20 protein-coding genes and 1 riboswitch are annotated in these 21286 nt (G+C 50.2%); of the genes, 7 read left to right on the top strand and 13 right to left on the bottom strand.

The features are described from left to right. Positions 1-12 precede the first annotated feature (12 nt). The gene (locus tag ABEA66_RS05865) at positions 13-582 is read left to right on the top strand and encodes a manganese catalase family protein (RefSeq protein ID WP_079908374.1); all 570 of its coding nucleotides are present in this window, start codon (positions 13-15) and stop codon (positions 580-582) included. A gap of 113 nt (positions 583-695) precedes the next feature. Here the strand turns inward: ABEA66_RS05865 and ABEA66_RS05860 are convergent, their stop codons facing one another. Both ABEA66_RS05860 and ABEA66_RS36310 read right to left on the bottom strand, forming a co-directional pair. Continuing rightward, entirely contained in the window at positions 696-1058 is a 363-nt protein-coding gene (locus ABEA66_RS05860) for a hypothetical protein (RefSeq protein WP_345586879.1), read from the bottom strand. Positions 1059-1188: 130 nt separating this feature from the next. Then, positions 1189-1389: a zinc-ribbon domain-containing protein gene (locus ABEA66_RS36310; RefSeq protein ID WP_225947888.1), complete on the bottom strand. Its 201-nt coding sequence runs from the start codon at positions 1387-1389 to the stop codon at positions 1189-1191. A gap of 295 nt (positions 1390-1684) precedes the next feature. Between ABEA66_RS36310 and ABEA66_RS05855 the strand changes: the two genes are divergently transcribed. Both ABEA66_RS05855 and ABEA66_RS05850 read left to right on the top strand, forming a co-directional pair. After that, positions 1685-2377: an HAD family hydrolase gene (locus ABEA66_RS05855; protein ID WP_079908376.1), complete on the top strand. Its 693-nt coding sequence runs from the start codon at positions 1685-1687 to the stop codon at positions 2375-2377. A gap of 285 nt (positions 2378-2662) precedes the next feature. Next, a riboswitch (cyclic di-AMP (ydaO/yuaA leader) is annotated at positions 2663-2793 on the top strand. Positions 2794-2798: 5 nt separating this feature from the next. Further along, on the top strand, positions 2799-3350 hold the full coding sequence (locus ABEA66_RS05850; protein ID WP_345586878.1) for a C40 family peptidase: 552 nt from the start codon (positions 2799-2801) through the stop codon (positions 3348-3350). Between the two features lie 175 nt (positions 3351-3525). Here ABEA66_RS05850 and ABEA66_RS05845 read toward each other — a convergent pair whose 3' ends face one another. After that, a complete protein-coding gene (locus ABEA66_RS05845; RefSeq protein ID WP_345586877.1) occupies positions 3526-4608 on the bottom strand; it encodes a CapA family protein in 1083 nt (360 codons plus the stop codon). A 253-nt stretch (positions 4609-4861) separates the two neighbouring features. On the opposite strand from ABEA66_RS05845, the gene ABEA66_RS05840 reads away from it, so the two are divergent. Both ABEA66_RS05840 and ABEA66_RS05835 read left to right on the top strand, forming a co-directional pair. After that, a complete protein-coding gene (locus ABEA66_RS05840; RefSeq protein WP_345586876.1) occupies positions 4862-5647 on the top strand; it encodes a YheC/YheD family protein in 786 nt (261 codons plus the stop codon). A gap of 155 nt (positions 5648-5802) precedes the next feature. After that, positions 5803-6501 carry a M14 family metallopeptidase gene (locus tag ABEA66_RS05835; RefSeq protein WP_345586875.1) on the top strand — a complete coding sequence of 233 codons (699 nt, stop codon included), beginning with the start codon at positions 5803-5805 and terminating at the stop codon, positions 6499-6501. Between the two features lie 84 nt (positions 6502-6585). On the opposite strand, the gene ABEA66_RS05830 is transcribed toward ABEA66_RS05835, so the two are convergent. Beyond that, complete coding sequence (locus ABEA66_RS05830) at positions 6586-7629, bottom strand: C40 family peptidase (RefSeq protein WP_345586874.1); 1044 nt, start codon at positions 7627-7629, stop codon at positions 6586-6588. A 511-nt stretch (positions 7630-8140) separates the two neighbouring features. Here ABEA66_RS05830 and ABEA66_RS05825 point away from each other — a divergent pair. After that, on the top strand, positions 8141-9508 hold the full coding sequence (locus ABEA66_RS05825) for a YheC/YheD family endospore coat-associated protein (protein WP_345586873.1): 1368 nt from the start codon (positions 8141-8143) through the stop codon (positions 9506-9508). 409 nt (positions 9509-9917) lie between these two features. Here ABEA66_RS05825 and ABEA66_RS05820 read toward each other — a convergent pair whose 3' ends face one another. From ABEA66_RS05820 to ABEA66_RS05805, 4 genes are all read right to left on the bottom strand, one after another. Beyond that, on the bottom strand, positions 9918-11102 hold the full coding sequence (locus tag ABEA66_RS05820) for a YheC/YheD family endospore coat-associated protein (RefSeq protein WP_345587375.1): 1185 nt from the start codon (positions 11100-11102) through the stop codon (positions 9918-9920). A gap of 6 nt (positions 11103-11108) precedes the next feature. After that, positions 11109-12473: a YheC/YheD family endospore coat-associated protein gene (locus ABEA66_RS05815; protein WP_345586872.1), complete on the bottom strand. Its 1365-nt coding sequence runs from the start codon at positions 12471-12473 to the stop codon at positions 11109-11111. A gap of 207 nt (positions 12474-12680) precedes the next feature. After that, on the bottom strand, positions 12681-13847 hold the full coding sequence (locus ABEA66_RS05810) for a YheC/YheD family endospore coat-associated protein (RefSeq protein ID WP_345586871.1): 1167 nt from the start codon (positions 13845-13847) through the stop codon (positions 12681-12683). Positions 13848-13965: 118 nt separating this feature from the next. Then, on the bottom strand, positions 13966-15336 hold the full coding sequence (locus tag ABEA66_RS05805) for a YheC/YheD family endospore coat-associated protein (RefSeq protein ID WP_345586870.1): 1371 nt from the start codon (positions 15334-15336) through the stop codon (positions 13966-13968). Positions 15337-15806: 470 nt separating this feature from the next. On the opposite strand from ABEA66_RS05805, the gene ABEA66_RS05800 reads away from it, so the two are divergent. Next, positions 15807-17096, top strand: a complete 1290-nt coding sequence (locus ABEA66_RS05800; RefSeq protein ID WP_345586869.1) for a WD40/YVTN/BNR-like repeat-containing protein — start codon at positions 15807-15809, stop codon at positions 17094-17096. 110 nt (positions 17097-17206) lie between these two features. On the opposite strand, the gene def is transcribed toward ABEA66_RS05800, so the two are convergent. The 5 genes from def to ABEA66_RS05775 form a co-directional block, all read right to left on the bottom strand. Further along, positions 17207-17725: a peptide deformylase gene (def, locus tag ABEA66_RS05795; RefSeq protein WP_079908387.1), complete on the bottom strand. Its 519-nt coding sequence runs from the start codon at positions 17723-17725 to the stop codon at positions 17207-17209. A 2-nt stretch (positions 17726-17727) separates the two neighbouring features. Continuing rightward, complete coding sequence (locus ABEA66_RS05790) at positions 17728-17976, bottom strand: helix-turn-helix domain-containing protein (RefSeq protein ID WP_192701144.1); 249 nt, start codon at positions 17974-17976, stop codon at positions 17728-17730. A gap of 382 nt (positions 17977-18358) precedes the next feature. Beyond that, positions 18359-19561 (bottom strand): MFS transporter, encoded by a 1203-nt coding sequence (locus ABEA66_RS05785; protein ID WP_345586868.1) that lies wholly within the window; start codon positions 19559-19561, stop codon positions 18359-18361. Then, entirely contained in the window at positions 19558-20376 is an 819-nt protein-coding gene (locus ABEA66_RS05780) for an HAD family hydrolase (RefSeq protein ID WP_345586867.1), read from the bottom strand. Before ABEA66_RS05780 ends, ABEA66_RS05785 begins: the two co-directional genes overlap by 4 nt. Further along, the gene (locus ABEA66_RS05775; RefSeq protein ID WP_079908391.1) at positions 20369-21151 is read right to left on the bottom strand and encodes a DeoR/GlpR family DNA-binding transcription regulator; all 783 of its coding nucleotides are present in this window, start codon (positions 21149-21151) and stop codon (positions 20369-20371) included. Before ABEA66_RS05775 ends, ABEA66_RS05780 begins: the two co-directional genes overlap by 8 nt. Positions 21152-21286 lie beyond the last annotated feature (135 nt).

Raw genomic sequence — 21286 nt, 5'->3', positions numbered from 1 at the left:
AGGAGCAGTGAAATGTGGATTTATGAGAAAAAACTGCAATACCCGGTCAGGGTAAGCAAGTGCGATCCTCATATGGCGAGGCTGTTGCTGGAGCAATACGGGGGAGCGGACGGGGAGCTTGCAGCCGCGCTGCGTTACATGAATCAGCGTTACACGATTCCGGATAAAATCATCGGGCTGTTGACGGATATATCTACCGAGGAGTTTGCGCATCTGGAAATGATTGCCACAATGGTTTACAAGCTCACAAAGGACGCGACCGCAGAGCAAATTAAAGCGGCGGGTCTTGATCCCCATTATGTAAGCCATGACAAGGCGCTATTTTATGAGAATGCTTCAGGGGTTCCTTGGACTGCCGCTTACATACAGGCGAAGGGAGACCCTATCGCGGATTTATATGAAGATATTGCCGCAGAGGAGAAGGCGCGGGCTACGTATCAGTGGCTTATCGATATGACGGATGACGTGGATCTACAAGACGGATTGAAATATTTACGGGAAAGAGAGGTAGTCCATTCTTTACGGTTCCGGGAAGCGGTCGAAATATTGAAATCGGAGCGGGGAACGAAGAAAGTGTTCTAGCCATAGGAGAGGAGCGGCATGAGCAGATAGCAAAAGCATCCCGAAAGACGCCTTACCAGGCTCGGGATGCTTTTTTGACATGTAGCATGCGTGGTTCTTGCCCAAATGAAGAATCAGGATTTTTTGGCTTTAGAACGGTTAGTGCGTTTAGAACGATTAGAACGATTAGAACGATTAGAGGGATTAGTTGGATTAGTTGGATTAGATGAATTAGAGCGATTTTGCCTATGTCCGCCATGACCGCCATGCCAGCCTCCGTGGCCTCCATGCCAGCCGCCATGACCGCCATGCCAGCCGCCATGACCGCCGTGCCAGCCGCCATGCCAGCCGCCATGACCGCCGTGCCAGCCGCCATGCCAACCTCCCGGCCAACCGCCGCCATACCAGCCCCCGTATGGGTAACTCCAAGTGCTGTAGGTACCGATAGGAACCGTCACAACGGTTGGATAAGTATAGGGAATATAAGCCATTGCCATAGTCTCCTTTGCTTGTTTTGATACCAACAATGTATGCTCGGGAGACAAATCGTGATACTTGACCTAGAGAAATAGGCATTTGTCATGCATAAAAAAAGAGAGCGGCACCGCCGCCCAAAATCCAAAGCTTCTATTTGGCAAAATAATATATGATAGCGGCGATGATTAGAACAATGATAATGATCCATGTGATAGTACCCGCTTTAGAGCTGCTTTTTTGGTCAGGTGGGGATGCGGCTTGATCCGTTGAGCTTAAGAAGGTTCCGCAATACTTACAGACAATGTCTCCGTCACTCATCTTTTCATTACATTTTGAACAAAATTTCACCATTTGCATCACCCGCAATCTGATGGATTTTGTTAACTAGGCGCTTCATTACATATGTATGGTTCAACCATCGTTCCATCCATATCCAGAATGGATTGATAAACAATAAATATGCTTAAAGTGAGATGAATTGCTCGGATTCACAAGGCTGCATTGACACGTGGAGATTATTGGAATTATGATGTCTAAAGGATACTTTACACGTCCGCTATGACTTCCCTATGAGCTTAATGCTTAGGAAAGCCTCGTTTGACAATGATCATGTATAAAAAGAAAACAGCATTCGGAGGAGTTAACCATGAAACCGACTTTATCCAAGCCGGAAGCGATGATATTTGATTTGGACGGGACGTTGTTCCAGACGGAAACGCTGCTTCTGCCGGCTTACCATGCCACATTTGACCAGCTGAGGGCTGAAGGAGCCTATTCGGGACCTACGCCGCCGGAGAGCGAAATATTGGGAAGCCTGGGGATGCTGCTCGAGCATATATGGCAGCGGGTGATGCCGGATACGGATGTTCAGGTGCACCGCAGAGCAGATGAATTGCTGCTGGACTATCAAATTCAGGGTCTGCTGCGCGGGGAAGGGCGGCTGTACGATGGAGTTGCGGATACGCTGAAGGCGCTGCATGAGCAAGGCGTTCGCCTGTTCGTAGCGAGCAATGGGCTGGAGTCTTATGTGAAAAATGTTATTCAGCATAAAGGGCTGGGACCTTTATTCGAAGGTTTATACAGTGCCGGAGAATTCAGAACCCGTTCCAAGGTGGATCTGGTCCGCATGCTGTTGGAAACCTATAACGTAAAGACGGCCTGGATGGTCGGGGATCGTTCCTCTGATGTGGAAGCGGGTCTTGAGAACGGGTTAACGGTTATCGGCTGCGATTATGCCGGTTTCCGCAAAGAAGGGGAGCTGGAGGGAGCCCATGAGCAAATCGGCAGCTTTAGTGAGCTGTTCTCTCTGCTTCAGACTTCGCTGCAGCAGTCCCGATAAAACATCAATTTCAAAAAGGTTGCACTTGGAGCTGTCAATTTCATAGGAAATTAATGGGGAGGCCGGAATTTCGGTCTCCCTTTCATTTACATCCAAAGTCTGTTTTTTCGCGGAATAACCCCTATGCAAGCTGAAATATTTTACAATCCTCTACTTTTTCTGGCTGCTCAGGTATGCCGATGGAATAATTTGCACCATGAAATAGCCAGGTGCCCATGCTACACTAGAGTGGCTCAAAAAACCAGAAACGCGGTTTCAACGCCGCTTGGGTTATATAGGGCAAAATCATAATAAAGGCCGAAGCTAATAGAAGCACGGGGGAACCAATCTTTGGGGTGAAGCCGCGTCAGCGGCAGGGTGATTGACCTTTGACCCGAATCCGTCAGCTAACCTCGCAGGCCGAAAAAAGGAGAGGTTTATTTTGAATCGTTTGATGAAAATTGTTTTGACAAGTGCTTTGGCACTTAGCCCGATTATCGGTGTAACTGGAGTATCCGCAGCTCCCGCAACAACATCTACCGTATCGAGCACCAAGGCGTCGACATTATCTGTTGCCGCTAAACGGGACAAGGTTGTTAAAACGGCGCTTTCTCTGCAGGGTAAAGTTCAGTATGTTCCGTGGACACAACGCCAAGAGGCCCACGCTCCATATAAAACGGACTGCTCCGGTTTTACGGCTCTCGTTTATAAACTCGCTAACGTTGGAGTTACTCTAGTTGATAGAGACGATGACCATCAAGCCCAAGTAGGAACAAAAATCACTTCCTACAAGAACCTGCAAAAGGGCGACCTGCTGTTCTTCGGTAACATTGGAAGCTCGAAAAGCATGAAAGACGTAGGCCACGTGGGGATCTATATCGGTAACGGTAAAATGATTCACAACATCAACAGCAAATCCGACGTGAAAATTTCGGATATCAACTCGAGCTACTACAAAAACAAATTTATGTTCGCTAGAAGAGTAATTAAATAATAGGGCACGTACCTTAATCTAGCATGAATATAAAATAATAAAAGCCTTCCAAGCCTGGGACCCGGATAACGGACCGCTTGGAAGGTTTTTTCCATATTAACAGCTGTATAATTTCGATGATCCCCGCAATGGAATCAGCTGCGGAGACAAAGCCTCATTTTTTGTGATTCTAGCGTTAAAGAATTTTAAAGTCCGACTGATGATGGTATCTGGGAATATGCTTTTTTAAGTGATGGACCATTTTTGACATGCGCTCCGCTTCGTTTCCATTCCGGTTCGGATGTTTTTCCAGCGTGTTTAATAATGGAACGACCCGAAAAGCGGTACGTCCTCCAATCTTGGTGCTGCGAGTCCATGTAGGGATAAAATCGGCCTGAACGATCTGTACCCTTCCATCGTCATGCTTTCGAATATGAAGACGGTTAATAAGACCGGTCAGCGTATGATCGTTTCCGTATAATCGGGTAGAAACGAAATTCCCCAAGGAATAAGCGGCGTACCTTTTTTTCTTGACCCCGGTAATATCCCTGGATTCCTGGAAAATAGCCGGTTGGATGACATGGGAATGCGCCCCGAGAATAATATCGGCGCCGTGCTTGAACAGTAGTTGGAAGTAACGCTTCTGCTCCTCATTCGGATACTTGCTGTATTCTCTTCCGAAGTGCATGCATACGATAATAAGATCCACCGATCTCGACTTTAGCCTTCGGATGTCGGATATGATTTTGCTTGGACTAATCCGATTGACGGCCCAGGATTGACCGCTTGGTACCGGGATTCGGTTGGTTGTTTTAGTATAGGACAAAATACCGATTTTGATTCCTTTGACATTTTTAATCAATAATTGTTGAGAATCTTTGTGCGTGCGGAAAGTTCCCGTATGCGACAACCCCTTGGAGTCAAGCACCTTAAGGGTTCGTTTCAGTCCGTTAATGCCGCAATCCATACAATGGTTGTTTGCCGTTGTCAGTACGTCGAATCCCAGCCTTTTTAAAGTGCTGGCAAAGGAATCGGGACAATTGAACAGCGGCCATCCAGTTTTGGCGCTTCTTCGCGATACGGTGTACCCGATCTCCGGGCCTGAAAAAGTGGTTTCTAGATTTCCAATGGTTAGATCTGCATCACGCAAATAGGGAGCAACCGGTTCAAATATCTCGTCAAAGGAATAACGCTTCTCTCCGGTGACTCTGGCGCTGCCAATAAGTCGATATTTCATTAAAAAATCCCCGACCGCGGCGATCGTAATGTCCGTACTCATGACCCATCCCCGTTTCTGTTGAAATAATCGTCTGCCGGGCCCTCGAAGAGTGGAACCGCATAATATCATATGAGCCTGCCGTTGGATCTGTCTTTGCTTTATAAGCCCATTTTTGGAGGTAAAGTGTGCAGTCCTATATGAATACAGGCGAGGTACTCTTTCCTTTGGAGCCGAATAGTATAAGTAACGTCATATTGCTTGGTTGTATGTATTGGCGTTCAACCGCTGCTCATCACACGGAGGAGATCCTACAGTGAAAGGAAATTTGCTTAAGTATCCCGGCGGAAAATGGTTGAAGCACGAGGCGCTTTGGAGTGAAGATGCGCTTCGCGCCCTGTTGCCGGAGACGGAGATGTTTTCTGCGGACACGTTCATTCAAATGATCGAAAAGCATACGGTCCTTTTTCTCAAACCGGATCTTGGAATGAGGGGACAAGGCATTATTAAGGTATCACGGGAAGAAGGCGGAGCCTGCATCGTCAGGACAGCTGCAAAGACCTACAGATACCGTAACGTACATGATGCCTCCCACAAGCTGAATAAGCTGACGGAGGGCAAAAGCTATATTGTTCAGCAAGGGATAGATTTGATCAGGATTAAAGGAAGCCCGGTAGATTTCCGGGTGCTGCTCCATATCGGACCTAATAACAGGTGGAGATTTTTTGGAATCATGGGGAAGGTAGCGGCCAAAAATCAATTCGTTACAAACCACAGCAGCGGAGGAAAGCCCATCCGGCTGCACCAGGCCCTGTCTCTTACGCTTGGCATCGGAAGAAAGGACGCCCCCCAGTGGGATGAACGGATCAAGAAGCTATCCTTTACCATTGCCAGAGCCATGAAGAAGCATTATCCGAACATTACGGAGCTGGGACTGGACATTGCCATTGATAAGAGTCACAAAATTTGGCTGCTCGAGGCCAATACCAAGCCGCAATATCAGTTATTCAGGTACCATGCCAATCCGTATCTGTATGGAAATATCGTCAAATCTGTCCGGCATCTTAGGGCCGCGGCGCTTACGAAAGCGTCACGGCGTTAAACCGGAACAAAGACCGTTAGGGAAGAAAGCTCCTTTTGTCATAACGACAGAGGAGCTTTCTTTTTTAAATCTGTCTAATGCAGACAGGTTGGTTCATTTGTCCCTATCAACGGCTTCCGCCGCAACGTATTGTAGAATATCCGGAGGTGACAAGTATGAGAATCAGTAAGCATGTGCTGGCGAAGAACAGTAAGTTCGAGACGCCTTATTACATTATCGACGGAGAGCTGCAGGGAAGCACGGTTATGATAACGGCAGGTGTTCACGGGACAGAACGGGCAGGCTTTCTCTCTGCGAAGAAGCTGCTAGAACAGCTTCGAAGCGATGTTATTCATATCCGCAGAGGCAGGTTGATTATTATTCCAGTCGTCAATCGGATCGCAGTTCGGCGGCGGATAAGGGGAGTTCCGGATCTGAACCGGACGTTCCCGAGACGCTATGGCAAGAGGCGTGCCCGTCATCCGCTCTCTAGAGCGGTGTTCCGGCTTGCACGAGAGCAGGGTCCGGATTGGTATGTGGATTTGCATGAAGCGAACGGGCTGTTCCGAATCCAACCGAAGGCATTGGGACAAACCTTAATCGTCAATCCGGGAAGCAAGGTCATTCCATTCTCCAAAAGAATCATTCGACGAATAAATCCATCCATCAAGAGGAGATCGAGACGGTTCTCTCTCCTTCAGCGCAAATTGCCCGGTTCGGGCCGTTCAGCCGCGTACCGTTTGCTGCATGCCAAAGCCATAACAGTAGAAACGGGAATCAGATTGCCCCTCGAAGAACGTATCCGATACCAAATGAAAATAGTGAGCAGCATATTTAAAGAAGCGGGTTTAATCAAAACAGGGGATGAATCCTGACAAAAGAAAGCGCCGCTTGGGTTTAAGCGGCGCTTCGCAGGGCTGTGTGAAATGATGGAATGAGGGCTGAAAGAAAGTTTGAACCTATTGTTTTACAACCTGTGTATATTTGGTGTTAGTCGTTATGTAAACCGTTTTGCCATTCCATTTTACTTGATACCAGTATTGGTTGGCTTTCTTGATCAGTTCCGCTTTTTGCCCCAGCTCCAAACGTCCTACCGTAGCAGAGCTCGAGCTTGCAGAGGCTTTGAAGGAAACCCATCCGTTCTTGGTAACGACGTATTCCTTCTTCTGTGTATTTTCAGCCGGCGGAGTTGGCTGCGGCTGTTGTCCGGAGCCCGAATTGGAGCCGGAATTAGATCCTGAGTTAGATCCGGTATTAGGCCCAGTCCAAGCAGGAACCTTTTTTTGAGGCGGGAGTACATAGGAGCTTGGAATCACTGGAGGATTGATTTTATGTCCTGCCATGCCGGTAAAGCCTGCGTCAGGCACTACGCGCCTAGCGGAATGGAAGTTCTCTCCCCACCAGTAGGACCAACTGTCGATGGTACCAAGGCCTGTTGGATTACCGTCATCCCGGGTTCCGAGAACGACCGGCTGACCGTCGCGATTGGTCCCCATATAGATGGCTACGTGGGAAATATGGTCTGTTTCCTGCCAGGTTAGAATATCGCCGATCCGCAGGTTCTCAATGCCGGTCAGCTGCCATTTTCCATTCACTTTTTTCTTGCCTACCCCTGCTACCTTGGTTCCCACGGAATCATAGTTAGCGGATGTGCCCGTAATGTTAAAGCCGAAATCACCGTACACGAGTCGAGTGAAGCCGGAGCAATCTTCATAGCCGTATTTTCCATAAGCATCGTTTCCGTGCCCATAAACGAAGTATCCGTTCTCCATATACCAGATGGCTCTGTCAACGATTTGATAAGCGAGAGAACCAGAGACATTCGCATACTTGCTGCGGAAATCCGCTACATTATACAATTCATCCTTTACATAACTGTCCGCATTAATGTACTTGTTGTATTTGGCAATGGCTTCGGAAGTGGTATAACTTGCATTAGCGGAAGCTATTCCTGTAATTCCCAGGGACATTGCTAACGTTAAACCAATAATTCTTTTCTTCAATATTACCATCTCCTTCTCTTAGTTCCATAACCTCTCCTAATATGGGTTACTTAACCATCATAACAAGGGTTGTCCAACCATTTCACTGGTAGATATAGCCAAGCGGCTCGGGGATGTATTTATTTGGAAATATTGAATCGGTGAAAGCTGCTGGAAATAGGTCTTTATTTTCTCATTAAAGGGCTTTATTCCCTTATACGGCGCGGGATTAGTGCTGCCAAGGGTATCCGGGATGGAGAGATTATGGAAGGAAAGCGTTGTCATAAATTAACACATCTATATATTTCCATTCATCTTATTTCAAGCGGAAACTTCTGGGATGGTTCATCTATATATGGGGGTAATTGTAAAATGCAAGCGTGGAAATTGGCGCAGGGAATCTTTATCCGGAGAGAAGGCACGGAATCTTTCACCAAGGAGAAAAAGCCCACATATGATGAAGTAGTTCGTTTGTTATGTTCCAAGCATAATGCTGTCTTTATGGCAAGTCGATGCTGGGAAGGGGTTTCTCATGAAAAGAACAAAAGTAAAGTTACAAATTCAAAGCTCCGGCGTCTCTTCAGAAGGTTCGACTATCAAACTTAGTGAAGCCATAGCGAAAAAATGGAAGATTCCCTTTCATACTCCTCTGAAACTATGCTTCGGAATGGACCGGCAGGAGGTTACGGTAGTACCTTCCTCCAAAGTCGGCGTCCTGCAAGTCAGCGAGTCTCTTGCTTCCAGATGGAATTTACCCGTCAACGAAAGCTTGTGCCTTCGCTATAAAACGAAGGCGCGTACGCTTCATATCGGCCCGCTTATCGGCGTAATGGTCAGCCGTGTGTTTACGGATAATCCGGATAAACCGTTTGGCGTGAATACTGCGTTTTGCCGGGAACTGACGGAAACGTGCAAAAAATATGGAGCGGCAGTCTTCTTTTGTACTCCCAAGGATATGCTGGGTGAAAGTGATACCATCCGAGGGTGGCAGTTTACGAACAAATGGGTAAAATCAAGCTATCCGCTTCCCAATGTGATCTATAACCGTCTGACATCCCGGAAAACGGAAAATTTGGCGAACGTTCAGCAGTTCATCAAGCACGTAAAAGCCCAAAAGGATCTTGTATTTTTCAACGATAAGTACTTGAACAAAATGGAAGTCTTTGATGCATTAAAGAAAGAGCAGGGATTGAGCGCCTTTTTGCCTGAATCACACTTGCTTCGGAACGTCTCCATACTCAAAACTATGTGCGGCAAATATCCCGTCGTGTTCCTCAAGCCGGTCGGAGGTAGCCTCGGAAAAGGGATTATTCGGGTGAACCGCAGCTCAGGGGAAAGCTTTGCTTGTTATTACACGGGCAAAAGCGGAGTCCGCAAAAAAACCTTCTCCAGCCTGGAGGACTTGTACGCGTCCATTACGCAAAAAAAGAAGGTGACACGCTATCAAATCCAGCAGGGCATTTCTCTGCTTACCGTGAATGACCGGCCGGTGGATTTCAGGGCGCTCGTCCAGCGCGGAGAGACAGGGAATTGGGGCGTTACCTCAATTGTGGCGAGGATTGCCGGCGATCACCACTACGTCTCCAATCTGGCCCGCGGCGGCTCTCTGAGTACGGTCAAAGACGCATTGACACGATCTGGTAACCCTAACGCCTCCAGCGGCAACTTGAAGCTGAGGAGGGCCGCCGTTAAGATTGCCAAAGGGATCGAGGCGCAAGTACCCGGGCATTTTGCCGAGCTTGGGATTGACCTGGCTTTGGATTCCCAAGGCCGCGTATGGCTGATAGAGGTGAACTCCAAGCCGTCCAAAGATGATAATGCGCCGCTCTCGGTGGAAGGGAAAATACGTCCGTCCGTAAGAAAATTTGTACAGTACGCCCGGTTTGCAGCAAAGTTTTAACCGATGGTGTACCGAATTAAAACCTTCAATAGGCCAAAAAGAAAGATCGCGGTCTCGATCCGGACAGATCCGGGCGAAAAGCGATCTTTTTTGGCTGTTATGGCAAAAAGACCTCTTCTTGGTCAAGAAGAGGTCTGTACCCGAAGCCAAAGCCTCACTTTTGTGGGGATGATTGGGGGCACCCCGCAAAGTACCTGAATTATCCTCGAAGCTAAGTCCTCACTTTGTGGGGATGATTGGGGCACCCCGCAAAGTACCTGAATTATCCTCGAAGCTAAGTCCTCACTTTGTGGGGATGATTGGGGGCACCCCGCAAAGTACCTGAATTGACCTCGAAGCTAAGTCCTCACTTTGTGGGGATAACTTAGGGCCCCTCCAATTGCTTGGGGAGCCCTTTTCCTTGCTAGTATTAGTTTTTGGTCTCATGGGCAGCCGTTAGTTTACGCTTTGCCGTTCCGGCAGCGGGCCGTGAAGGTTTTATCGTTGAGTTGGCAAGGTACATGCTGAACAAGATAAGATTGTCTAGCGATTTTTGGCGAATATGAGGCTCGTCGAACTTCATGGGCTTGGAGTTGGCCTCGAAAAACCAGATCTGGCCATTGGTATCGACTCCCAGATCCATCGACATTTCGCCTAGCATCGTCTGGCTCGCTTTTTCAATCTGTTTGGCCAGGATCAAGGCCGACTTTTTGGCTTTACTTAAAATTTTCTTGCTGGTGGCAGATCCGAAGCCGGCATCGAGCAGCTTGGCGGGGTCGTCAATGGAGCCTCCCCTGGGCACGTGAGTCGTTATGCTCAGCTTTCCCGCCAGTCTGGCGCCGATACCTGCGACGCTCCATTGTCCCTTACCGTTTTTTTGGACGAGTACCCTGAGGTCGAATGGACGATGCTTGTAATTAGCCAAGGTGATCCCCTGCTGAATGATATAATCCTTGTTGCCTATGGCCTCGCGGATTTGAGTCCACAGCTGCGGAACGTTGGAGTAGCGGGAGATATGGCTCTTGGTCTTGTTTTGAATGCTCAGCTGATACCTTCGGGTTTTGGACGCTTTTTCGGGAATTTGGCTTACTTTCATAATGCCTTTGCCTGCTTTTCCGCGAATCGGCTTCAAATACAGGTTTTGATGCTTCTGCAGAAAGCTCTCCAGATCCTCGCTTGTCGTCAGCTTTTGGGTTGCTGGAATCAGAGACTGCGTGTTTTTCGATTTACTAAGCCATTCGAATAAGGTCCATTTGTTGAAAAAGTTCGGATTAAAAAAATGAATTTTTCCGTGCCTCATGCAAATTTGGAGCACCTGCTGCACTTCCGGCAAAAGCTCAAACTTGCGGTAAGGAATCCGGTTATAAATCACGTGAGGAAGCGGAAGGAGCTGCTTTTTCCACTTCTTCGTTTGAAAATTATAGGAATAGCCAAGGGCTTTTTTCCCTAACAGCTTGAAATCTGTAGTCGTCATGACGTACACGAGCACGCCTTTTTCCTGACCGGTACGGATCAAATCGATAAAATTTTCCTGATTTCCGCGAAAAACCCGGTTCTCATCGGCATACGTGAGAATGGCCATCGTCGGCTTTTGCGGTTTTTCGTGTAATTCCATGTCCACTCAGGTATCCCTCCTTGCTCGAAATCGGCTAAGGTAGAGGCAGTAATCATAAATGTACTGCAGTGCCGCCTTGCCTTCTCCCTTGAGGGCGGGATGCTTGAAGATAGAGCGCCCTGGCTTAGAGTTGGCCTCGAACATCCAGATTCGTTCATTCTGGTCGATACCGATATCAAAGCCTAGCTCGCCCAAGGTATGCAGGCTTTTTTGCTCGATCGCTTCAGCCAGCTTGATCGCCGTTTCCTTAGCGCTGTTTAATACTTGACCGGAACGGCTGCCGAATATTTGCTTCAGCACCTGTTCGGGAGTGAACAGCTGGCCGCCGTTTCTCACATGCGTCGTCACGCTGCCTTTGCCGGCTTTTTTGGCTCCGATGCCTGCGACGACCCATTGGTTGTTGATGTTTTTGGTGAGGTGGAAACGAAAATCGATCGGACAGTTGTCGATCTCAATAAGCCTTATCCCTTGCTGAGCGACATAATGATTAAGCCTTCCTCTGTTGCGGGTAAGCAGTGCCATTAAAGCTTCGAATTTGCTGAAGCGGAGAAGCACATTTTTGTCCCCCTGCCGGTAACGGGCATAGTATCCGCGTTTCGGGTTATATGTCAGACGGTAAATCCCGATGCCCAGGCTGCCTGCCGTAGGCTTCAAATAGATGAATTTGTGCTTATCGAGCATCTCCTTGATCTGTGCGGCAGAAGGGTTGAGCTGTGATTCGGGAACATACTTGAACTCATCGGTTCCCTCCAGCAAATTGTAGATATCCCATTTCTCGAAAAATGCCCAGTTAAACAGCGGTGTGCCCCGTTTGACAAAGCGCTGCTTGAACGCGTTCATCGACGGCTGCTTTTCGGATTTGCGGCTCGGCAGCCGGTTGTAGATGACATCGGGAAGAGGGACGATTTTCTTGAACCAGCTGCCATCCTTCCGCTGGAACGTGCCGTTTACGGTTTCCTGTGACCAGTTCACATCCCTGGGCGAGAAAGCGAAATAATAGGAACGGTCCGAGCCGGCTTTCATGAATTGACGGATGAATTCCGTGCGCTGCCCGAATGGGGCGCCTGTTGACGAGATTGTGGTCAGGATCCCTATCAAAGGACCAAGGCGAATATCCTTGCCATTGTTGCATAAAGCCAAGCTGGTTCCCAAACGAGGGAGACGAAGCTGGGATATGATGGACATAGGTACATATAAATGGTTGCCTGACTTTTTCAAAAGCTTGAAACCTGTGGAGGCGCTTTTAGATCCTAGATGCAGGGACACGGATTTCGTTTTCGCCAGCTTGAGGGTTCTCGCCAATTCACTTGTCATGTAGATGACTCTTTCTTGTCTCTGTGTCACATGAATCGTGCAAGTTGTCAAACTCATGGTTTTCCTCCTAAGAGCTTTGCGCCAGCAAAGCTATCTTCGTAAGCAGTGGCTTAAGCTTTGCGCCAGCAAAGCTATCTTCGTAAGCAGTGGCTGAGCTTTGCGCCAGCAAAGCATTCTACGCTACAGAATTTGTAAATTTCAGCACTCCCCGCAAATCACCTGAATCTGTCTCGAATCCAAGGCCTCGCTTTGTGAGGCCATACATCAGGTCGGATCGGCGTTCGTGGAATCAGGGTCGGGAGATTCGCCGGGGAGAGGGGCTGATTTTACGCTAAGTTTCGTTTCGCCGCCCGATTCTCTGTTCCGATGATGACGCATCAGATAGCGCGCATAACGGATCGGATTGGCCAATGCATTGAAGCGAGCTTTCTTGTCATGCAAATAGCTGAAAATCGCACGTCCCGGCTTGGAGTTAACCTCCAAAAGCCAAATGTGGCCGGAAGTATCCACTCCAAAATCGATACCCAGCTCGGCAAGCCGCCCGTGAGACTGTTCTAACGCTTCTGGAATCTGCTTGGATAGCTTCTTCATCTCGCTCAAGATTTGGTCTGACCGGGCGTTTCCGAATTGAGCGGTAAGATAGGCTTTGACGGGCTCTACGGTTCCTCCGCCGTGAAGATTCGAGGTCAGGCTGCCTATCTGACCCTTGCGAACGGCCATCCCGGTCACCTGCCATTGTCCGGTGCCGTCTTTTTGCACGAGCGAGCGAACGTCGTACGCTTCGCCTGCGCGGCCATGCAGCGGCAAGTACTGCTGCAGTAAATAGCTTCGCTGCGCCGTGAATCGGCGCAGCCAGCGTAACAGCGCCGCCGTGTCGCCAAAGCTGCGCGCGACCCGGCCGTTACGCGCGTCGCGCCCGATCACGGTAAACGCCGCACCGGCGTTTGCCGTGATCTCCGCCGCCGCAGCGTGCTTGCGCGCTTGTGCTCTACGGCCTGCGGCACGTCTCACGAGCACCACGCCGCAGCCCTGTGAACCGGCCTGCGGCTTCAAGAGCACCTCGGAGCGGGCCTTGAGCCACTCCGCGGCGGACTGGACGCTGCGCATCACTTCGGTTCGCGGCAAATGGCTGCCGAAGCGGCCGTCCTGCTCCAGCATCTGCTGGACTTCCCACTTGCCCTTCAGGCCGTAACCGAGAAGCAGGGGGGAGGGAAGCGTCCGTAAGGTGCGCATCGCCTCGCGGTATGCCTCATGTTGATTCCGGTTCACAAAGAAACAGCGGTCGTACACGACATCAGGCATCGCATAATCCTGGCTGACCCATCTACGGGCCGCCGCATCAAACGAATAGCCGCGGACCGTCCCTTCGGACCATCGGATCCCTTGCGGGGTAAACACGAACACGGTCATTCCGGCACGGCTGCCGATCAAACAAAGCTTCCGATAAAAATCCCTGCTCAGAAAAGGGGGGAACCCTTCGGATTGCGTTGTCATGATGCCGAACAAGCGTGAGGGTGACGGGGTCATCATGGAATCACCTCAACATCCGTCAAAATTTAGCTGCGTATCGGGAGTACTGTATGATCCTCTTTACGGATGTACGAACCGTACCTTGGGTCCGTAAAGGAGGATTGTCTTCCTTGGAAGGCTTGGAATTTACCTCAAGAAGCCAGACCTTGCCTTGTGTATCGATCGCCAGATCAATGCCGAGCTCTGCAAAATGCGCGTTGATATGCGTTTCGATTCCTTGGGCGATGGATAGGGCGGCGCGCCTGAGCAAAGAGGCACCTCCCGCTGCTGCAGCCGCTGAATGGGACTGTGCCAGCGCGTCCTTGACGGTTGACATACGGCCTCCGCGCGCCAAATTTGAAACGAAATGTTGATGCCCTGCAATTCTGGCGACAACGGAAGTGACCTCCCATTGTCCAAGCTCGTTACGCTGGACCAAAGCGCGAAAATCAACGGGACACCCTCCTATGGATATCAGCTCAAGCCCTTGCTGGATTTGATAGTGCTGCTGTTTGATTTTGCCGGACAGGGCGAAGAACAATTGGCTTAAGGACTTGAACGATTGCTTGCGGGCGCCGTTCAGATTTGTGAAATAACACGCGTAGGATAGATCCGTTTGCTTCGCGATGCGAATGATCCCTTTTCCCAAGCTGCCTGTAACGGGCTTCAGGAAAACAACAGGATGCTTGGCGCACATCGACTTTAATATTTCATAATGCTGCAGCAAATGAGATTCCGGCAAATAGTTGCGGAGATCGGCTGCTTTGTTAAGCGCATCGAACACCTCGGCCTTGTTTAAATACTTCTCATTGAACAAAGCGGCATGATGCTCGGTTTTGGCATGCTGAAGAAACTGCTGGACATGTTCACGGTTTTCCAGCTTGCGGGAGGTCAGACGGTTATAAATAACATGAGGCATCGGAAATTCCCTCTGCTCCCATCGGTCCGTATAACGCCAGCCTCTGACCGTTGAATGGGGAACATGCAGCTCATCCGGGGTAATAAAGCATACGGAGGCGCCAAGCAGCCTGCCGGTATCGTGCAGCTCCCGATAAAAGGAGGTGGAGGCACCGAACGGCTTTTCGACATTCCCGGAATAAACTCGGCTGATCAAAACGCCAAGCAACGGTCCGATGTGAAGGGTCTGATCTGCGGCCTTGTATTGCAGGCACAGCGAGTCCCGGCTTGACAGCCCCCACGTGACTGCCAGGGACTCCTGGATTTGAAGGACGCCGGCAAGTGCCGTTGGAACGACGCGAACTTCATGTGCGGCCGACCCGAAGCGCAGCGTGAGTAGGGTGTGCTTCGGGATTTTCCATTTTTTGATTACGGTGCTGCATAAACCAATCGTGGGATCGTTCAATGGAAAGCTGGCACTAAGAAACTGAATAGTGACCTTCGTTCTTTTCACTTTTGGCAGCTCCTTCCCTTAAGCCAGCTTGCAAAAATATCAAGTGAACTACTTCATCATATGAGGGCGTTTTACCCTTGGTGAAAAGAAACTGTACGGTTATAGCAAGGAACGCTCTGAACCAGGTTCGTTGGATGGAGCGGATTCGATAGAGTGGCAAAAGGGGAGAATACCTCTTTTGAAAAATTTGGCGTAACTTGAAGGAAGAATGGCAAACCATGTAGAATGATGGTAAATAGGTCTTAAGACATATGGAATATTGGGGATTTATTTTGTTGAGGAAAATGAAAAAATGGCTCCCAACTGTAACCATTATTTTTCTTTTTTCGTCCATACTAAGGAAAAGAGCCGGCGGACGGTTTATAGCGCAGCTTCGACTGCACTGTAAGCTCATGTCTTTTAAGCCCTTGATTACAAAAAGGCGGAGAATTTTGTTGCTCGATCAATTTCCAAGCAGAGGAGAGAAACGTATGAAGCATACAAACATTTCATGGTTGTTGATGATATTGGCTGTTGTTCTGTTTACCCTTGCGGCAGGCTGCGAGGACCGTGGCACATCCGTGAATACGTCCGGGCCGTCGGCTGCAGCATCGACTGCAGCTCCTTCCCCTGCGCCGGGCGAGCAGGAGTCCAAGCCAGCCTCCAATAGGGATGACAAAGCACCGGCTCCATCGGCAAGCCCGACGGCGGATCCAGCCCAAAATGCACAACTGTCAGAGACCAATGCTACGGAGACAGCCGTAGCCTCTATTAAGTTTATCAGCCCGACAGAGGGATGGGCCGGTGGAGACGGGGTTGTATTGCACACCAAAGATGGGGGAAAGCACTGGGAGAAGCAATTTCAAGGGCCTGGTCAGATTGAGGCATTTTCATTCTTGGACAGCACCAGAGGATGGGCTTATGTCCGCACGGGAGGCTCTCCCGGCGACACCGGCTCCGCTGCCAAAGGTAGACTGCTACAGACTACCAACGGCGGCGCCTTATGGACTGTGATTTCCCAATCCGCTCCGATTAGCAAGAGTATCCGTTTTGTATCGGAGCAGGAAGGCTTCAGCGGAAATCAATACACTTCGGACGGGGGGAAGACGTGGAGTGCGCTTCCGGTTCCTTCGAATATGAAGGGAGAACCGTTCTTTATCAACAAAAGCCAGGGCTGGGCTGTCACCATGAAGGATTCGGATTATGAGGTACAGCTGACCAAGGACGGGGGCAAGACATGGAAGCCCGTATGGACGCACTCGACTGTAAGTCAAGTGAACAATGCCGTTATCCGTTCGACGGAGGCGAGCGATGTATGGGTGCTTTTGGTTGGAGACAGCGGCATGAGCCAAACCTCTTATACGCTGCTTCACAGCAAGGATGAAGGGAAGAACTGGAAGACAGTGTTGGCCAATTCCACGGCAGGAGGCGGCCCTGCGCCAGGCTATAAGATTGGCGAACAGCCTGGTCCGAAAGGGCCGGGAACCAAGCCGGGCCAGCTGCAAGCCGTAAGCGCTCAAGTTGCCTTTCTGACAGGCGAATGTCCACCGTGCGGAGATAATGGCGCCGTAACGGTCGGATCGACGCAGGATGGCGGAACCACTTGGGTCAACGGAAGCCAGCAGCTTCCGGGGACGAATGCAGATGCCTCCTTCCTGGACGGCAAGCAGGGTTGGATCGTGGTTGGGGCCTATAATCAGCCGACGAAGCTGTATCAAACCACGGACGGCGGGAAAAAATGGACCGAGGTGCAGACCTTCGGCAAACCGGCCTCTTCATAAACGGGAAAAAGAAAATCACTGCACTTATGCGAAGCGAGGCTGCTTTCTGCATGAGTACAGTGATTTTTTGCTGCATTGGGGATGTGACGAATCCGGCCGTCACGAAGCTCCTACAGGCTTTGTCTTGATAGCCTGAGGACATCCAGCAGAGGGACTCTCTTGCGGGTCAGGTCGTGATACAGCTCATTTCCTTGAATATGATCGATATAAAGAACTCCGTTCAGATGATCGATTTCATGCTGAATGCATCTGGCCAGATAACCTTCGCCTTCCAGCGTGACCGTTTCCCCCGCCCGGTTCCAGGTTGTTATTTGGACATACTGGGCTCGTGTGACGATTCCGGTATGCTCCGGAAAGGACAGGCAAGCCTCTGGACCGGTTTGTTCACCCCTCATCCGAATGATTTCGGGATTGATAAGCTCGATCAAGCCGTCCCCGCAATCCATCACGATGACTCTTTTTAAGATACCTATTTGGGGGGCGGCTAAACCGGCCCTGCCCTCCTTCGCATATAAGGTGTCCTTCATGTCATCAAGCAGCTTGAATAATTTGGCATTGATTTCGGTAACCGGCTTCGCCGTTTTGCGCAAAATCGGATCGCCGAATGGAACGATGATTTTCTCGGCCATCGCTAGTTCCCTCCCTCTGCAATGTGGCTGTCAGGTGTGAACACCCACAAATCGTTCGGCGTACATTCGAGCGCCGTACACAGCGCATCCAAGGTTTCCGCCTTCATCTGACGCGGCTGGCCTGACAGAAGAGCGCTTATGGATGGAGCGGATAAGGAATAGCCTGCCTTCTCCTTCAAGAGCCGGGCCAGCGCCGCGCCGCTCCATATGCCTCTGCTGGCCATAACCTGTCTTAACATCCAAACGAGCATTTCTTAAGCCTCCTGCTCTGCAAGAATATCCAGACGCTGGATTATCCATTGCCTTCATATATTAGGTGTTACCTAATAATAGTAGAATAGTAGCTGTTAACTAAAATGTAAAGCTCAAAAAGGCTATGCCCTTAAGGCATAGCTTGGGTTTGTCGAGAAGCCTATCGTACAGAAAATGCGAAAGGTGATAGGTGGGGTATCTCCTGGAGGAGCGATAGCGTTCGCCTCCCAGGAAATCACCGCTATATAGCGATTATAATCAATATTTCCCGAGAACAAGAGCGGCCGGAAGGGGATACCTCACCGGGGTACCAAAGCCATTTTTCAGATTTTCGGGTTTCTCGAGCTCGCTATGCCTATAAGACATAGCTTTTGAGCTTTCTCAGCAGGAAGAGTAATCTGCGGAAGAGGCCGGCTTCATTTTGGATAGAACGGCCAGCATGGCGACCAGCAGCACTCCGAGGAGGACGAGAAACCATAAGGTGAACGATACCGAGGAATGCTCCATCAGACGGCCGGTCAGCCAGGAAAAGGCGGCTCCGCCGATGCCGCTGGCGGCAATGAGCTTGCTTGTAGTTTGTTCCGTTCTCCCCGGAAACAAGGAATTGCTGAAGATCAGCGATATGGAGAATAGCCCCGACATAAACAATCCGATCAACAGGATCATGATGAAAGCTCCAACGAGGTGCTTCATTAAGGCCAGACCTATCAGCACAACCACGGTCGCTGCCGAACACCAAAGCAGGTATCGGGTATAACCGTATTTCTCGGCGAGCAGACCGCAGACGAACCGGCCGAGCACCATCGTCCCCCAAAACAGGCTGACGCTGAGCGAGGCGACCGCCGCATTAACATTCATCGATTCAAGAAGGATGGAGGGCAGGAAATTGACGATGCTCATCTCCAGTCCCACATAAATGAAAAATACGATAATGCAGCAAATGAGCATGGTATACGTGAGCCTGCTGCTGCGATTCCCTTTTGCCGGAACGGCTGCAGGAGCTGCTTCAGCTTCTAGGCTTTCGCCGATGTTAATTATTTGACGGTTCCCGGTACTGTAAAGCCACCAGACGAAAGCGAGCAGCAGGGAAAGGAAGCAGGTGCCGAAGAAAGTCAGCTCCCATCGTCCATTGGCTATAAGCAGGCTGATAGCGACAGGCATCAGCAGAGCGCCCGAGCCAAAGAAAACCTCGAGCCGGCTCATTGCCACGGCTTTCTTGTCTTGTATGGCATCGATGATCAGGGCACCGACGGTGGATTCGATCATCCCCGATCCGAAGCCGACAAGTGGCAGGCACAGCAGCACGACAGGCCAGGGGGGAAGCAGACCGATAATAAAATAACCGAAACAGATGAAATATAACGTAAAAGAAAGCATACGAATGCGTCCAAACCGCTTGGACCACCACGGCTGGGTGATGACTCCAAGCAAAAAGCCGAAAAATTGCGCAAAGATCAGATTGCCCCCATCTGCATAATCACGTCCGTAATGCATCATTAGCTCAGGCAGCAGGGCGGCGGCTATGACAGAAGTGAATCCGATCAGTAAATAGAAGCAGCAGCCGATCCAGAGCAGCTTATTCATCCGCGTCCTTCCCTCCCGATGGCGTTGCCGGTTGAGGCTTGTAACGCCCATTCCACCGCGTCAGCCACGCTCTCAGTGATGCGCGCCGCTTTGGCTCTCAAGTCGGGATGACTGCCGGCCATGGCGAAGCTGTGCGGTGTCGTGGCGAACATGGATACATCATTGAAGGAATCGCCGATGCAGACCGTTTCCTCGGGAAGGATGCCTAAATGCTGCTGAAGCGCCTTTAAGCCGGTTCCCTTGGAAATATGGCGCGGCATAACATCCAGGCAATCCACGTCGGCGATATAAGCGTCAATCTGATCGCCGTAAGAGGCTAACAGCTGCTTTTGCAATACAAGAAGCTGGTTCATATCACCGAGATACGTAATTTTTCCGCAGATCAGCTCGGTACCCAATGCTTCAACCGCATGAGGCATTACTTTCACAGGAGCCAGCAAGTTGGCTTGGATGTGGGCGCTGCGTTCGTTCAGCTCCGTCAGCACGTAATGATCGGGCGCGCACATGACGGTAATGAGCGGCAAGTCCAGGGCCACGACGGCCAATTCCTTGATAAGGGACGTTTCGAACGTATCATGCCGAATCAGATGGCGGTCCGACGTATGAACGTAAGCTCCATTCTGGGAGACGGCATGTACTTCCAGCTCAAGCTCGCCCATGACATGCCGAATTTCCGGGTACATCCGTCCGGACGCGAAGCATACGGAGAGCCCGCTCTCGAGAGCCTTGTGTACGGCTTTGCGGTCTCTATCATGAATATGATGGCCTTTTTGCAGCAGCGTGCCATCCAAATCGCTGACAATCAATTTAATCATGCGGGTTCTCTCCTTTGGCTACAATGATGTCAATCTCGTGCCGGTGAAGCGCCTCTTTCATCTCCTCTGACGGTTCCTCATCGGTAATGATGATATCGATGGGCTCTAGACCGGATATCCGGTTAAATTGCCGCTTGCCGAACTTGGTATGATCTGCGAGCAGGATGACCTGATCGGCGCGGCGCATCATTTCTCTGACGAGAAAGCCTTCCTCCTCGTAGGGATTGGAAAGGCCGTCATGCGTTATGGCGCAGGTACCCAGCAGCAACTTGTGAACGTGGTAGTCGCTCAGCATTTCCATAGCGCGTGCGCCATAAATCAGGCGATGCTCCGGGTGGAGCTTCCCGCCGAGAAGGTGGACGTCGATATGTTCCTTACGGTTCAAAATATCGGCGATATCGATGGAGTTCGTCACAACGACATGTCCTTGCGTATGCAGGCTTTCCGCGGCATATTGAACCGTAGTCGATGCGTCCAGCAGCAGGTAATCCCCATCATGGATGAGGGTGGCGGCCATGCGTCCGATGGCTTTTTTCGATTCCGTCGTTGCCTCGTCTCGCAGCCGCTCGCTGTAGTTGGCCACATGGCTCGAAAGCGTCGGAAGGATGGCGCCGCCGCGTGTGCGCAGGATGCGTCCTTGCTCTTCAAGCCGGATGATATCCCTGCGGGCCGTATCCCGGGACACATCGAACAGCTCGCATATGGTTTCTATATTGATTCTTTGATGGTGTTCCAAATGATTCAGGATCCCGATCAATCGCTCTTCCTGGTACATGGGAGCCGTCTCCTTTCTATGCAAAATCATTCATTGTAAGCATAGTATAAGGCAATGTGCATGAATAATGCAATGATTTATAAGTGAATATAAGTTAATTTACGTAAAGTTAAGTTTTTGGAGCGAGATTTGTTA

The organism is Paenibacillus vulneris (assembly GCF_039543185.1).
Lineage (GTDB): Bacteria > Bacillota > Bacilli > Paenibacillales > NBRC-103111 > Paenibacillus_S > Paenibacillus_S vulneris.
Note: the sequence above shows the minus strand (reverse complement) of the source record. Positions and strands in the feature narration are given on the sequence as shown.